Origin of the sequence: Bradyrhizobium sp. CCBAU 45394, assembly GCF_028128655.1 — a bacterium.
Taxonomy (GTDB): Bacteria; Pseudomonadota; Alphaproteobacteria; order Rhizobiales; family Xanthobacteraceae; genus Bradyrhizobium; species Bradyrhizobium diazoefficiens.
The window spans coordinates 1-15,257 of the sequence record NZ_LBIX01000130.1; the positions used below are offsets into that span (position 1 = coordinate 1).

Sequence of the window (15,257 nt, forward strand, 5' to 3'; positions counted from 1 at the left end):
TGGCGCCGATGATGTTGCCGGGTGGCGATCGTGCCGCGCGCGAGCCGTGGCGCATGGCCGCGAGCGTACTGCATGCCCTTCGCCGCGGCGATGCGATCGCAAGCCGTTTCGCGAGGCAGCCGCAGGCCGCACGTCTCTGCGCCATGCTCGAACAACCGGGCGTGCCGGTGACGACCAGCGCCGGCCGGCTGTTCGACGCGGCGGCGGGGCTGCTTGGTCTTTGCCCGGTGCAGAGCTACGAAGGCGAAGCCGCGATGAAGCTGGAAGCGCGGGTCGGCACGCCGCGCATCTTGAAGGATGGCTGGGTGATCGAACACGGCGTGCTGTCCCTGTTTCCGTTGCTCGCGCGCCTTGCAACCGATCGCATTGACCCGGTCGACGGCGCCGAGCTGTTCCATGGCACGCTTGCGGCCGCCTGCGTCGACTGGATCGGCCGCGCGGCGCGCGAGACCGGCATCACGACCGTCACCCTGAGCGGCGGCTGCTTTCTCAACGCGATCCTCAGTTCCGAGATTGAGCGCGGTTGTATAGCCGCCGGTCTTTCGCCGCTGTTGCCGCGGCAACTGCCGCCCAATGACGGCGGTCTCAGCCTCGGTCAGGCCTGGATCGCCGCGCTCCAACTCGAACAGCAAGGCCTGGAAGGAACCGCCTAATGTGTCTCGCGATACCTGCTGAGGTCACAAAGCTGCTGCCCGACGAAATGGCGATCGTCTCCATCGACGGCGTCAGCAAGGAAATTTCGGTCGCCTTGATCGAAGACCTTGCTGTCGGCGACTATGTGATCATCCATGTCGGCTACGCCCTCACCAAGATCGACCCGGAGGAGGCAAGGCGGACGCTCGAATTGTTGCGCGAGCTCAGCACCGAGGCACAGGGAGCCGCGCCATGAAATATGCCGATGAGTTTCGCGACAAGGAGATCGCGCTCGGGCTCGCGAAAGCGATCCGCGCGGAAGCCGATCCGCAAAAGCCCTATCGCTTCATGGAATTCTGCGGCGGCCATACCCACGCGATCTCGCGTTACGGCCTCGAGGACATGCTGCCGAAGAACGTGCGGATGATTCACGGGCCCGGCTGTCCGGTCTGTGTGCTGCCGGCCGGGCGCATCGACATGGCGATCCGGCTAGCCGAACGGCCAGACATCACCCTCTGCGTCTATGGTGACCTGATGCGCGTTCCGGGGTCGCAGGGCGCATCGCTGCTGAAGGCGAAGGCGCGCAGCGCCGATATCCGCATGGTCTATTCCACCATCGATGCGATCAGGATTGCCGAAGAGAATCCCGAGCGCGAGGTCGTGTTCTTCGCCATCGGCTTCGAAACCACGACGCCGCCGACCGCGGTCATGATCCGATTGGCCGGGAAGAAGCAACTCGAAAACTTCAGCGTGTTCTGCAACCACGTGCTGACGCCGCCGGCGATGCAGAACATTCTGGAGAGTCCCGACATCCGCAACATTGGCCGCGTCGAGATCGACGGTTTCGTCGGGCCGGCCCACGTCTCGACCATCATCGGCACCGCGCCTTACGAGTTCTTCGCCGAAGAATTCGGCAAGCCGGTGGTGATCTCGGGCTTCGAGCCGCTCGACATGATGCAGGCGATCCTGATGCTGGTTCGGCAGGTCAACGAGCACAGGCATGAGGTCGAGAACCAGTACAGCCGCGCCGTGAACCGCGACGGCAATCTGCGCGCCAAGGAAGAGGTGTCCGATATCTTCGAGCTGCGCGACCAGTTCGAATGGCGCGGGCTCGGGCAGGTGCCCTATAGCGGGCTGAAGCTGAAGCGCGCCTACGCGAAATACGACGCGGAGGTCCGTTTCGATATGAACGAGCTGCGCGTCGACGACAATCCGGCCTGCGAATGCGGCGCCATTTTGCGCGGGGTGAAAAAGCCGGTCGACTGCAAGCTGTTCGGCACCGTCTGCACGCCGGAGACGCCGATTGGGTCCTGCATGGTGTCCTCCGAAGGCGCCTGCGCTGCGCATTGGACCTATGGCCGCTTCCGCGACCATCAGCAGAGGCGTGCGTCATGAAGGCCTATCAGCGCAAGCTCGACATCAAGAATGGCTGCGTCGACCTGTCCCACGGCTCGGGCGGCCGTGCCATGGTACAGCTGATCTCGGGCCTGTTCCACGAAGCTTTTGACAATGAATGGCTGGCGCGCGGCAATGACCAGTCGGCGTTCGAGGTCGGCGCCGGGCGCATGGTGATGACGACCGACGGCTACGTGGTCTCGCCGCTGTTCTTTCCCGGCGGCAATATCGGCTCGCTCGCGGTGCACGGCACCGTCAACGACATCGCCATGGCCGGCGCGAAGCCGCTCTATCTCTCGGCGACTTTTATCATCGAGGAAGGCTTTCGCTTCGCCGATCTCAAGCTGATCGCTGAGTCGATGGGGGAGGCGGCGCGCGGGGCCGGCGTCCATATCATCACCGGCGACACCAAGGTGGTCGAGCGCGGCAAGGCTGACGGCCTGTTCATCTCGACTGCGGGTGTGGGCGTAGTGCCCGATGGCCTCGATCTCTCGGCCGAGAACGCGCGGGTCGGCGATCGGGTGCTGATCTCCGGCACGCTCGGCGACCACGGCGTCGCCATCATGTCCAAGCGGCAGAATCTCGCCTTTGAGACCGAGATCGTCTCGGACGCGGCGTCGCTGCACGATCTCGTTGCCAGGATGGTGCAGGCCGGCGGTCGTGGCATCCGCCTGATGCGCGATCCCACGCGCGGCGGGCTCGCCGCGACGCTGAACGAGATCGCTCAGCAGTCCGACCTCGGCTTCCATCTTGAAGAGGAGGCGATCCCGGTGAAGCCGGGCGTGGCGGCGGCTTGCGAGCTGCTCGGGCTCGATCCACTCCACGTCGCCAATGAAGGCAAGCTGGTCGCGATCGTCGCGCCGGAGGCCGCCAGGGCGGTGCTGGCCGCGATGCGGGCGCATCCGCTCGGCCGCGATGCCGCCGACATTGGCGCGGCCGTAGCCGACGATCATCATTTCGTGCAGATGGCGACGAGCTTCGGAGGCGGTCGAATCGTAGACTGGCTGTCGGGCGAACAACTGCCGAGAATCTGTTGAGGCTTCGAGATGCGCATCCTGCTCCTGTCACATTCCTTCAACAGCCTGACGCAGCGGCTTCACGTCGAGCTCAGGGAGCGAGGCCATGACGTCTCGGTTGAGCTCGATATCCATGCCGACGTCACGCGCGAGAGCGTGGCGCTGCATCGGCCCAACCTGGTGATCGCTCCGTTCCTGAAGCGCACGATCCCCGACGACGTCTGGAGCAGCGTGCGCTGCCTGATCGTGCATCCCGGGCCGCCCGGCGACCGCGGACCGGCCGCGCTCGACTTGGCTGTTCTCGAAGGCGCAGCCGAGTGGGGCGTCACGGTGTTGCAGGCGGACGGCGAGTTTGATGCCGGTCTGGTCTGGGCGTTCCGCAGCTTCCCGATGCGGCGCGCGGCCAAGTCCAGCATCTACCGCAACGAGGTGACGTCGAGCGCCGTCGCGGCGGTGCTCGAGGCCATCGCGGCAATCGAAGCCGGCGGACCGGCGCCGCAACCGATGCAGGCGGACGATCCGCGCATTCGCGTGCGCGGACCTTGCCGTCAGGCGGACCGGACGATCGACTGGCAGCACGACACCACCGCGACGATCCTGCGCAAGATCAACAGCGCCGACGGCATGCCGGGCCTTGTCGACAGTCTGTTCTTTGAGGACGTCAGGCTGTTCGACGCGCACGAGGCGCAGGACGTTGCCGACGTGCCCGGCACCGTCGTGGCGCAATGCAGCGCCGCGCTTGCCCGCGCCACGGTCGATGGCGCGGTCTGGATCGGCCACGTCAAGCGGCTCGCGCCGAAGAGCCTGAAGCTGCCGGCGGCAAAAATCTTCGCCGCAGAAGCCGCGCACCTGCCGCACCGGCCCGGCTGCGGCTACGCGCCGATCGAATATCGCGAGCATGGCGAGGTCGGCGAACTCAGCTTTTCCTTCTACAACGGCGCGATGAGCAGCAGCGACTGTGAAGCCTTGCTCGACGCTTATCGCGGCGCGCTGACGCGCCCGATCAGGGTGCTGCTTCTGACTGGTGGTCGCGACTATTGGTCGAACGGCATCCATCTCGCCGAGATCGAGGCGGCTGACAGTGCCGCGGACGAGTCCTGGCGAAACATCAATGCGATCAACGATCTCGCCCGCGCGATCATCAAGACCATCGATCGGCTCGTTGTTTCGGTCATCAGAGGCAATGCCGGCGCGGGTGGGGTGTTCCTGAGCCTTGCCGCCGACGAGGTCTGGGCGAGCGATCAAATCGTCCTCAATCCGCAATACAAGGACATGGGCAATCTCTACGGCTCGGAATACTGGACCTATCTGCTGCCACGCCGTGCGGGGCTGTCGAATGCCACCCGGATCACGCAATGCCGGCTGCCGATGGGGGCGGCGGAGGCGCAGCGTCTCGGCATCATCGATCGCGTGCTGCTGCGCTCGGAGCTTGCGAACGAAAACCTCGTGAAGCTCGGCGCCGCCATCGCGGCGGGCGAAGAGTTTGCCGTACGCCTCGCCGATAAACAGCAGCGGCGCGCGGCCGATGAGGCCGGAAAACCGTTGCAGGCCTATCGCGACGAGGAGCTGCGGCGGATGCGAATCAATTTCTACGGATTCGATCCAAGCTACCACGTCGCTCGCTACAACTTCGTTCACAAAGTGCCGAAGTCGCGCACACCGCTGACCATAGCAACTCACCGGTCCCGGCCTGCGCCAGGTCGGTCTCTGGGCTTCGCGGTGCCATCGTGAGCATTCAGGGGACGATTCTCGTCATTGACGACGAGGTCCGCTCGCAGGAAGCGCTGCGGCGCGTGCTCAGGGAGGATTTCGAGGTGCTCTGCGTCGGCAACGCGACCGATGCGGAGAAGCTGCTGGAGGGCGAGATCGTCCACGCGATCCTCTGCGACCAGCGGATGCCGCACGAATCCGGCGTGAGCTTCCTGAAGCGCGTCCGCGAGCTCTGGCCGGACCCGGTGCGGATGATCATTTCCGGCTATTCGGAGTCCGAGGACATCATCGCCGGGCTAAACGAGGCCGGCATCTATCAATACATCACCAAGCCATGGCAGCCGGACCAGCTGGTCGAAACCGTCAAAGAGGCAGTTCAGCTCTATCGGCTCCAGAAGGAGACCGAGACCGCCAGTGTCGACCTTAAGCCGACCTCGGGGCACGTCAAGAAGGTCGTATCTGTCAAGCGCGGAGTGGCCAAGGAGCTCTACGGTTTCGACCGCATCGTGCATTCGACGGAAAGCCCGATGCACGGTGTCATCGAGCTCGGTAAGCGCGCCGCCGACTACGACATCTCGGTTCTGATCACCGGTGAATCGGGCACCGGTAAAGAGCTTCTGGCCCGTGCCATCCACTACGGTTCGGCGCGGGCCAACAAGGCGTTCGTGGTCGAGAACTGCGGCGCGCTGCCGGACGAACTCTTGGAAAGCGAGCTATTCGGTTGCAAGAAGGGCGCTTTCACCGGCGCCTATCAGGATCGGATCGGCTTGTTCGAGGTCGCCGATGGCGGCACGATCTTCCTCGACGAGGTCGGCGAGACCTCGCCGGCGTTCCAGGTCAAACTGCTACGCGTGCTACAGGAGAGCGAGATTCGGCCGCTCGGTGCGCAGCGTGTGCGCAAGGTCGACGTGCGCGTGGTCGCGGCGACCGACCGAGACCTGGAGGCGGAGGTCGAAGCGGGCCGCTTCCGGCGCGACCTGTACTACCGCCTCGCCGCATTCCCGGTGCACATGCCGGCGCTACGTGAGCGCCCGATGGACATCCCGCTGATTGCGGAGGGCGTGCTGACGGCAGTCAAGAGTTCCTTCAACCGGCCGAACCTGCGCTTTGCGCGTTCGGCGCTAGAGAAATTCGGCAAATATCACTGGCCGGGCAACGTGCGCGAACTCCAGAACGAGATCCAGCGCATGGCCGTGCTCGCTGACCAGGACGAGCTGCGTGCCCCGCCGCTGCTCGGCCGCCGCAGCGGGAAGCGATCGGCGCCGCTGCCCGCCAACGGCAAGCTTAACGGCTCGGCCTCGCTGAAAGACAAGGTGGAGGATCTCGAGAAGTCGGTTATCATGAACTGCCTGGAGAAGTACGAAGGCAATATCAGCCGGGTCGCGAGCGAGCTTGGGCTGTCGCGCGTCGGTCTCAGGAACAAGCTGTCCAGGTACGATTTGAGAAAAAATGCCAAAGGCGACGCATTCTCCTGAAGTCGGCGAAGCCGAATCGCTGCTCAAGGTCGACCTCGAGCACAAGAACGCGGAGCTCGAGGAAGCGCAGACCTTTGTCACCAACGTCATCGAATCCGTCTCGGACATCCTGATCGTCTGCGACGCGCGGGGGCTGGTGCAACAGGTCAATTCCGCGTTCCAGAATGCGCTCGGTCGCAGCGTCGGGGATGTGGTCGGCAGGAACATCGCCGACGTGATCGACGCGACCGATAGCGCCAAGCTGGTGCCGCTATTGAAGCCGCGCGGCACGACCGACGTCGTCGATGGCGAATTGAGATTCGTAACGGAAGGCGGCAGCACCGATCTGTTCGCGATCAACAGCTCGCCGCGGCACGATCATCGCGGCCGTTTCATCGGGGTTGTGCTGACGGGGCGGCCGATTGGCGAACTCCGCCGCGCCTATGAGGCGCTGCACAAGGCTCATCACGAATTGCAGCGCGCCCAGCGGCAGCTTGTCGAGCAGGAAAAGATGGCGAGCATGGGCCGTCTCGTTGCCGGTGTGGCCCATGAGCTGAACAATCCGATCAGTTTTGTCTACGGCAACATTCACACCCTAACACGCTACCGCGCCGCCATCGCCGCCTATCTCGACGCGATACACGACAGGGGCCGGGCAAGTGATCTCGCCGCGCTAAAGAAGAGCTTACGCATCGACGATATTCTGGAGGATTTCGGTCCCTTGATCGACGGTACCATGGAGGGCGCGGTTCGCATCAGCGAGATCGTGAAGAATTTGCGGCGGCTTTCCTTCAGCAAGCTCGGCGAGGTTGAGCGCGTCAATATCGAGCGGTTGATCAACACCGCGGCCCTGTGGGCCGTCCGCACCAAGCAGGTGCGCATCGATCTGCAGATGGAGCTTGAGCCGGAACTATGGATCTCTGGCAACGAGGGGCAGTTGCACCAGGTCATCGTCAATCTTGTCGAGAACGCGATCGACGCAATGCGAAGCACGGAACAGCCGAGGCTCGTGGTCTCAGCGGCACGCGGGGGCAACGAGATTCTATTCCGGATTTCCGACAACGGTCCGGGAATTGACAAGGATCACATCAACCACATTTTCGAGCCGTTCTTCACGACCAAGCGGGTCGGCGAAGGCACTGGGCTGGGCATGTGGATCAGTTATGGCATTGTGCGCGAGCACGGCGGCGAGCTCGTCGCCGCCAACGAGCCGGAAGGAGGTGCGACGTTTTCCTTTGCACTGCCGGCAGTGTAATCAGCTCCTGACTGCCCTGGCCTCCATTTCTCGCAGTCAACATCGTCGGCAAGCCTGATGACGGGCATCCGCGCTGCTGATGGCCGGTGAGTGCGTCGACAAGCGCTTTACGAGTCGAAACTTTGGCCGGTATTGTATGACCCGACGCGACAACGTCTGCCGCTTGCAATGAGTCGGTCGCGTACCAACCCATCCATCGCCGCAAAATGATCACTGCCGCAACCGCTCGAACGCATCGTTGAGGCGTCAACAAAGCCTCAGCAAGTGCCCTTTTCTGGTTCTCAACCCACGTCCGATCCTCTTTAACCTGACTCCTTCAATCTCCAACATACGCGCGACCTCGGCAGGTTGCGATCCCCAATCCCTTTGCTCGCCTCAATCATGTTCTCAGCAGTCAGGGCCTCGCGGAAGCGCGCCTCGATGAGTGGAAAGCCCGCGCCTTGAACAGCCAACGACTCATTGGCAGTTGCCGCCTAAAGGGAAGCGCTGCAGATGCCGATAGATGGCGATCGAGCGCTTGCCGCGGACTCGTTCGATCACTGCACGTTCCGCAAAATCTGAGGTGTCAGCGATGTGCGCCTAGTTGCTGACTCGCGATCCATGCACCGAAAGGATTTGCGCTCGACACGTGCCGAATCCGATCGGGGCAAATCCTTCGCGACGGCACCGAGCCGTCATAATGATCTCGTCGCCATCTTCCAAGAAGCGGCGCTCCTCCCCTGACGCCAGACGGACGGGCTCGGTGCCGCCCTTGGTCGTCTCCATAATGGAGCCATACCCCGCCGCATCGGGCGCGGAGATCGTGCCCGTGCCGAGGAGATCTCCCGGCTGCAGGTTGCACCCGCCGCTGGCATGATGGGCCACCATCTGTGCCGGCGATCAATACATGTGCTTTGCGTTGGATAGGGAAAGTCGATGCGGCGGGAGACCTGCCTCCCGCATCTTCAGGGTCAGCAGAAGTACCTCGAGTTCGGCGTTCAGCGCGCCTTCGCGCTGGTCTGTCGCGTCGAGGAGGTACGGCAACGGGATGGGTTCGCCGGCAGGGCGCTTCGTCTGCGGAATCCGGAATGGCGCAAGCGCCTCGGGCGTCACACACCTAGTTTGCTGGAAAAGTGGGCATCTGATCTTTCCGCACGGGGGATTGGCAATGCCATTCGCCGCGCGGTCGACAAGTCTGCGAGGGCGGCGCGTCAAGTCGCGCTTAAGGTGATCGTGAAAGATATCGGCGTTTCGGAAGAGTCTCCGGGATGTCCCCGCCTGGGTGTTTGCTGCGGACGAAGTGGGGGCAGTCGCTCTGTGCCCCGGCCGACCTGTTGAGTTTTTTGTTTCTACCGCTACCTTCCGCGACATTGATCTGATTGTCTGCCACTAGGCCCCGCGCAATGCGGATGAGCTCGTTGATCTGCCTAGAGCCAATTCGGTCACCGCCAACGCGATTGTAGAAGCTTTCGTCAAAGTTGGACGTCATCAAAAAAGCGCAGATTGGAATGATCCGGCGCCGGGATTCGTCGAGGCCGACCTTGTAGCGCATAGCGGTCCATCTGCGCGCGGCAGCTTCATCCAGACCCTCGTGCTCACCGACATTGCTACCGGCTGGACGGAGTGCGCTCCTCTGATCGTGCGCGAACAGATGCTGTTGAGCACGGTGCTGACGGAATTGCGCATCATGAACGAGACGCTGAAAGCCTACTGCGAGGCGGCCAACATCGTCTTCACGCGTTGCCGGCCCCTATCAATGGTAAAGTCAATAAACACAAAGATAGGAGGAAATGCATTCACCAACGCCACCATCGGTAATGGCGCCGATCTGACCTATGTGCTGATCGAGGCGCGCCAGCCGATCATTCTAGATCACGAGATCAATGCGTCCGTGAACCTCACCTTCGCCAACGGAGCGACCTTTCAGGGCAACCCGAGAGGGCTCGTTCAACCGTTGTGCGCACTCGGTGATACGCTATCTCAGGTCCCCAGATCCGGAGTCGGCGGCTTTTTTAGCTTCCACGTGCAAGTTCTCCCACGATCCTCTGAAAGAACGGCGTGTAGAACACCCTCTCGGTTACGGTCGAGGAGAGATGACGTCGCGAGGATCGGACTCCCTCTCGATGCCCGACAACAAGGAAGGATTTGCTCGCCGGACCGGTAAGCGATGGTACCGCGGCCATGCGCATTGGTGGAGAGTTCGCTTTCCGAGATCCGCAATTCGACAAGCGAGTCAAGCGCTGCGGGCGTTTGAAGAAGAGTTTCGACGACATTCCCGAACGTGGCGCATTCCCGAAATGATGCGTCGGTGCCTCCAACCGGACGAAGGTTGCTCAAGATCTTCGCGGCAAACCGGCACATCCGGGCTTGGCGGCGGCCACCGCCAGGATCGTTGCTGCCATCTGCGCATGTGAAAGTGGTGTTACGTCCTTCGTACGGCCGGCTGGCAACAAGCCATAATCACGCAAACTCCTCAACCGCTGCGTCATATCGTCCAGCGCGCGCTGCGAAAAATCGGTCTTGCCAACTTGCCCGAGGAGCAAAGATTCGAATCGTTTTGCGTGCATATGCGATCAAAGCCCAACAGCCGACACAACAGCATGGCCGGTAACGCCGTTGGCATTCTCCGCACCAGCGCGACGGATAAATGGTCTCTGAAGACATACCCGATGATGCCCCACGATCACCGAAACATTGTATCTAAAGGCGCAGTGCAACAATCAATGTACACCCATCAGTGAAAGCGTTGTCGAAGGCAATCCACCGCACTTCCGGTCCGGCCGCTGCGATCCAGCGCTGCCAGATTGATGCCCGGCGGCACTGCCCGGCGCAAGCCGCCACTCGGTCACACGAATCTGCTCGTTGTCGACCTGAACCTCGGACCTAGCGGCAAGCATCGGGAACTCTCCTTATCGCGCCTCAGGGCACGAAGACCATGAACACGTAGACGGCAAATACCACCATATGGACCAGTCCGAACAGGACGTTGGTCCTGCCAGTGCCGAAGGTCAGCATGCTCAGGAAGAAGGTCAGGAGCAAAAGCACGCTGCCCTGGGCGTTGAGGCCGAGCTCGAGCTCCTTGTCGAGCGCGTAGGTGGCAACGCCGACGGCCGGGATGGTCAGCCCGATGGTGGCCAGCGACGACCCGAGCGCAAGGTTGATGCTCTTCTGGAGGTCGTTCCTGCGGGCCCCCGAAACGGCCGCGACGCCTTCCGGCATCAGGATCAGGAGGGCGACCAGAAGTCCGGTAAAGGCCGGCGGCGCACCGATCTTGGCCGCGACGGCGTCGACCACCAGCGAAAACTTCTTGGCGAGCAGCACGACCGCCAGCAGCGCAATCAACAGCAGCACGACACTGAGCACCAACATCCGGCCCGATAGATGCACCCCACCGTTGCCGCCGTCCGCCCGCTTGTGAACGAAGTAATCCTTGTGCAGGACGGTCTGGGTGTAGAGAAACACCCCATACAGCGCGAGCGTGACCACGTCGACGAAGCCGAGCTGAACCGCCGAATAGACCGGCCCGGGCCTGGTGGTGGTGTAGTTCGGCAGGATCAGCGTGATGGTCGCGAGGGCGAACAGCACGCTGAGATAGACGTTGGCCCCGGAGAGCTGAAAGCCCTGCTCGCGATAGCGCAGGCCGCCGATGAAGATGCAGAGCCCGACGAGACCGTTGCAGACGATCATGACCACGGCGAACACGGTGTCGCGCGCCAGTTTCGGCGCGGGCTTGTCGCCCAACATGATCGAGGTGATCAGCGCCACCTCGATGATGGTCACCGAGAGCGTCAGGACCAGCGTGCCATAGGGTTCGCCGACGCGCTCCGCGATCACCTCGGCATGATGAACCGCAGCGAATACCGTGCCGAACAGGATGACCAGAAGGACAATGGCGAAGACGAGCCCGCCCAGCGACAGCGTGAACACGTAGTCCGTCGCGCTGACGGCCGCGAACAACAGCACGGCCAGCGCCGGGAAGATCCAGTCCGACCGGGGCATCGGACTATGCGCGCTCATCCACTGCTTCCATTTGATCGAATAAGCAGTAGCAAATCAGAGCGCGAGATTCAATGCCAGTGCAGGATCGGCGCGAACTGATCCGCTGACAACGCCAGCTGCTGACCGGCGACTAATCCTATCGCACATCGGCCGCTGCGGCTGTAAGAAGCGCAAAACTCTAGTTCTGGCTGGTCCAAAGTTCGGTCTCGCTGTAAGAGGCACAAAACTCTAGTTCTGAGTGGTCCAAACTTCGGTCTCGCTGCAAAAACCCCGAGACTCTAACTGCCGCTGGATGAAAAGCAGTGGCAGGTCACTCCTTCGTCAGGCTAATCGCTGTCGCTCAGGGATGCTGCTCATGCACCCTTGAAGCACGACTCAACTTTCAGGAAGTGGGGACTACGCTAGGCCAATGCCACAGCTATCCTTCGAGTGCCCGGTGCCGATGTCCAATTGTTCACCGCATGCGCCCAAGTTAGGTTGTTCAGAATAACAAGGTCCCCTGGTTTTAGCTTGAGAATAATCTCGTCACAAAAAAGTTTCTCGTAATCGGCGCCTGAACACCAGCTCCGTCCTGCATTAACGGGGTCCAATTGGTGCAACTCAAAACCGTCCGGTGGGAACTTGAGAAGTTCGCGCTCCTGCAACATGCGAACGAAAAAGTGAAGACAGCTTTGGTCAACACTACCAATGTTATCCCAAAGGACATTCACATCGCGCCCTAGGAGAAGGGAAAAGCTTTTTTTCGGCCTTGCCATAACAATCGCCAGCAAAAGGCCCGGGATCTCGGATTTCACCTCGGCTACTATTTGGTCATCTGGTACCAAATAGTCATCCGGCGAGCTCAGACGATGAAGTGCTTTTGCACGAGTGATCATGCCCCGAGACAATGGTTTTGATCCAGGTAATATTTTTGTCGTTTTTTCTCGTAAAAGTCCCCATGCCTCACTTGTGTCGTCGATGTTCAATAGGATTGTTTCTCCTCCGTCTTTACTATTCTCGAAACAATAAAAGCACGACAACTGCATATTAGATATTCTATCTCCTTCGGAATGCGGGGTGACAAACTGATAATCATCCCGGGAATTAACGCTCATGAAGTATTTGTTGATCCGCCGTCGGTGACCAAGAAAATCGGAAAAGCCGGCCTCCAGCTCTAGCTTTTTTTGCAATCCCAGTTCACCGGCAATTTGATGTACGAGGCCGTCCGCCTCGCTCGGTGAGACATTTCGAATCAAAATGACACAGTCTCGACTGAGTGCCTCGATCACGCAAGTCACGTCCAAGCCGCTGCACCCAAGGGTCAACAGCATGCGCCGATGTGAGAGATCAGGAGTCAGTTGTGGTTGCGACATTCGCCGTGGACCCGTTCTTCGTCGCTTTCGTCGCCTCACGAGCAAGGGCCGTGCCACAGACGTCAGCGGGCATTCAGCGAAAACGCTACTTAGTGCCGAGCCCCGGCCAGTTTGCGAAAACGCGATGCGTGGCGAACTTTACAACATCGAGCGGAATCCCTGTCGCAGGACCCTCTCTCACTCGACGAGCAGACCACCTGGAGAAAGCAGCGGCGAGCATTTTGGCTCGCAAAGGCAATTCGGGCAAGCCGCGGGCGCCCGATCTTGAGTGGTCGTCGCTGTTGACGGCGCGTGCTGTTGTGTTGAGCTCTGTTTCGGTTCAAGGCGTTAATGTCCCAAGCCCGACGGCATGACGGCAAAATTCTGGCAGCCCGGCGAGAAGCGAATTGTTTTCTTCAGAATGAGCTCGCAGAAGGTCATTGGCGCGTCCGTTACTTAACGTGAGCGCCAAGGAGATTCTGCTGTACGCGCGGTGATGACGGCGGCTGTTGCAGAGCTTCCGACGACTTTGCGGACGCCCATGCGGTGATCGTCGCCAATGACGTCCGTATTGTTGTGCTGAGCTGTGTCTGGTTCAGGACGTCGATGTCCCAAGTCCGACGGTGGCATTCCGAGCGAGGCGCGCGTTGTTTCTTCAGGAAACGCTCGCAGTACGTCATTGGTATGTCGATTGCTTGAAAAGCGGGGTGATCCGTTACGGCCTTCATCGTAGCCGGAGTTCAGATGAAACTTGCTACACCGGTTGGCTCTTGCATCTTTGTTGGTGGTGGTGCGCTAGCTATTAGATGTGCTCAGCTAGTGATGGAGATGGGCCACGCGATCCGGGCGGCGCTGTGTGCCGACGCCATATTCCGCGATTGGGCCGATCTCGCCAATATCTTGTGTGTGACGAGCATTGAAGAGCTATCTGCGCTGCTCAACGCGGAGCCAGTCGAGTGGATATTTTCCGTTGCCAATCCGTTCATATTGCCAGCAGATGTGTTTGGGAAAGCGCGTAGAGGCGCGTTCAATTACCACGACGGTCCGTCGCCGCGATATGCCGGAACTCATGCGACGTCTTGGGCGCTTCTTGCCCGAGAGACCGAACATGGCATCACGTGGCATCGTATCGATCACGGTGTTGATACTGGTGAGCTGGTCGTCCAACGCCAAGTGTTGATTGCGACGAGCGATACTGCGCTGACGCTGAATCTCAAATGTTATGAGGCTGCTATCGATGGCTTCCGCGAGCTTCTAACTGGCTTAACAAATGGAGAGCTTAGTGCTCGTCCGCAAGCGCTAGCGGACCGAAGCTTTTTCCCGAAAGGTCGACGCCCAGATGCTGCGGGCTGTCTGCGATGGGATCGATCCGCACAAGATCTGGAAGCGATGACGCGCGCCTTAGACTTTGGCCCGTATCATACCAATCCATTGGGGTTGTCCAAGGCTCTCGTAGGCGATGACGTTGTCGTCGTCAGGCGCTTGGAGGTGACGGCTCGGCGCTCGGGCTTTGCTGCGGGGTCTTTAGTTGAGATCCACCCCAGCCACTGGCGTGTGGCGACAGGGACAGAGGATGTTAATGTTTGGCTTAGCAGCTCGGATGGTAAGGCTCTGGATGCGCGGGCACTCGCGAGGCGTTCTGATTCCCATGTAGGCGACCGCCTCCCGATTCTGAGCGATGACGAGGCGCGGAGCATAACGGTTGCGCATGAAATGTTGGCGCCTCGTGAGAGTTTTTGGCGACGGCGACTTGAACAGTTCAAAACATCCCAGCTTTCCTTTTTGTCGTCTTCAGTAGCTTTGGCTGCACCTCAATGGCAGTTGAGTTCATGGCGAATTCCGGGTGCTTTGGCTGAGCTGTCTCCCAGTAATCGCACGGAATTCTTGCTAACGGCTTGGCTGATCTACCTAGCCCGCATCACGGGAGAATTAGAGCTTCAATTGGGATGGACTCCCGCGCCGAGTGGATCGCGAGCGGGCTTGAAAGCGCTCGAGGTGCTTGTCGCTTCTGTTGTGCCGATGGCAATTACCATCGATCTCGACAATGATTTTGCAGAGGCGCGCACGGTGGTGGCGGCCGAATTCGCTCAGTTGAAGGAGCAGGATAGATTCGCGCGAGATCTTATCGCGCGCTGCCCAACGTTGCTCGGTATGGAGGCGTTACGATTGCGCCGCCCCTGGCCGGTTGGCGTTATGCTTACTGTAAGTGGCGAGTCTGCCACTGGTGACCTAGCTTCGAGCCCGACTTCCGAGGCAGCCCTGCCCGGTGAGGCGTTAACATTTGAGGTTTGCGCTCTAGATGGGAGCTTTCGATGGCACTTTGATGCAAGTCGCTTGGAACCCAAGCATATCGACCGTATGACCCAGCATTTGCAAAATTTGCTATGTGCTGTGAAGGCAGATCCGCGGCAGCCGGTGGGGCAGATTGAACTCTTGTCATCCGCTGAGCGCGCGTATCTGCTGGAGGAGCTGAACCGGACGGCAT

12 protein-coding genes and 2 pseudogenes are annotated in these 15,257 nt (G+C 60.7%); 9 read left to right on the forward strand and 5 right to left on the reverse strand.

The window, feature by feature from the left end:
• The 7 genes from WN73_RS13155 to WN73_RS13185 all read left to right on the forward strand — a co-directional run.
• A partial coding sequence (locus WN73_RS13155; RefSeq protein WP_442870084.1) for a Kae1-like domain-containing protein occupies nt 1-653 on the forward strand: 653 nt, incomplete at its 5' end.
• Nucleotides 653-889 carry a HypC/HybG/HupF family hydrogenase formation chaperone gene (locus WN73_RS13160; protein WP_097669706.1) on the forward strand — a complete coding sequence of 79 codons (237 nt, stop codon included), beginning with the start codon at nt 653-655 and terminating at the stop codon, nt 887-889. The genes WN73_RS13155 and WN73_RS13160, both read left to right, overlap by 1 nt.
• Complete coding sequence (hypD, locus tag WN73_RS13165) at nt 886-2,028, forward strand: hydrogenase formation protein HypD (protein ID WP_271553158.1); 1,143 nt, start codon at nt 886-888, stop codon at nt 2,026-2,028. Before WN73_RS13160 ends, hypD begins: the two co-directional genes overlap by 4 nt.
• A complete protein-coding gene (gene hypE, locus WN73_RS13170) occupies nt 2,025-3,065 on the forward strand; it encodes a hydrogenase expression/formation protein HypE (RefSeq protein WP_097669704.1) in 1,041 nt (346 codons plus the stop codon). The genes hypD and hypE overlap by 4 nt, the downstream gene beginning before the upstream one ends.
• Before the next feature lie 9 nt (nt 3,066-3,074).
• Nucleotides 3,075-4,775 carry a hydrogenase maturation protein gene (locus tag WN73_RS13175; RefSeq protein WP_271553161.1) on the forward strand — a complete coding sequence of 567 codons (1,701 nt, stop codon included), beginning with the start codon at nt 3,075-3,077 and terminating at the stop codon, nt 4,773-4,775.
• Nucleotides 4,772-6,229 (forward strand): sigma-54-dependent transcriptional regulator, encoded by a 1,458-nt coding sequence (locus tag WN73_RS13180; protein ID WP_271553163.1) that lies wholly within the window; start codon nt 4,772-4,774, stop codon nt 6,227-6,229. The genes WN73_RS13175 and WN73_RS13180 overlap by 4 nt, the downstream gene beginning before the upstream one ends.
• Nucleotides 6,204-7,463, forward strand: coding sequence for a sensor histidine kinase (locus tag WN73_RS13185; RefSeq protein ID WP_271553164.1), 1,260 nt, complete (start codon nt 6,204-6,206; stop codon nt 7,461-7,463). The genes WN73_RS13180 and WN73_RS13185 overlap by 26 nt, the downstream gene beginning before the upstream one ends.
• A gap of 579 nt (nt 7,464-8,042) precedes the next feature.
• Here the strand turns inward: WN73_RS13185 and WN73_RS13190 are convergent.
• Nucleotides 8,043-8,330 (reverse strand): fumarylacetoacetate hydrolase family protein, encoded by a 288-nt coding sequence (locus WN73_RS13190; RefSeq protein ID WP_271553165.1) that lies wholly within the window; start codon nt 8,328-8,330, stop codon nt 8,043-8,045.
• A 12-nt stretch (nt 8,331-8,342) separates the two neighbouring features.
• Complete coding sequence (locus tag WN73_RS13195; RefSeq protein WP_271553167.1) at nt 8,343-8,555, reverse strand: hypothetical protein; 213 nt, start codon at nt 8,553-8,555, stop codon at nt 8,343-8,345.
• Between the two features lie 382 nt (nt 8,556-8,937).
• On the opposite strand from WN73_RS13195, the pseudogene WN73_RS13200 reads away from it, so the two are divergent.
• A pseudogene (locus WN73_RS13200) lies at nt 8,938-9,192 on the forward strand (ISNCY family transposase); the annotation flags it as partial.
• Between the two features lie 1,051 nt (nt 9,193-10,243).
• On the opposite strand, the pseudogene WN73_RS13205 reads toward WN73_RS13200, so the two are convergent.
• The 3 genes and pseudogenes from WN73_RS13205 to WN73_RS13215 all read right to left on the reverse strand — a co-directional run.
• Nucleotides 10,244-10,339 (reverse strand): annotated as a pseudogene (locus WN73_RS13205) (cupin domain-containing protein); the annotation flags it as partial.
• Nucleotides 10,340-10,361: 22 nt separating this feature from the next.
• Nucleotides 10,362-11,459, reverse strand: a complete 1,098-nt coding sequence (locus tag WN73_RS13210) for a calcium:proton antiporter (protein WP_097669700.1) — start codon at nt 11,457-11,459, stop codon at nt 10,362-10,364.
• A 383-nt stretch (nt 11,460-11,842) separates the two neighbouring features.
• Nucleotides 11,843-12,709, reverse strand: a complete 867-nt coding sequence (locus tag WN73_RS13215; RefSeq protein WP_143279386.1) for a hypothetical protein — start codon at nt 12,707-12,709, stop codon at nt 11,843-11,845.
• A gap of 807 nt (nt 12,710-13,516) precedes the next feature.
• Between WN73_RS13215 and WN73_RS13220 the strand changes: the two genes are divergently transcribed.
• Nucleotides 13,517-15,257: formyltransferase family protein (locus WN73_RS13220; protein WP_271553168.1), on the forward strand; the 1,741-nt coding region annotated here is incomplete at its 3' end.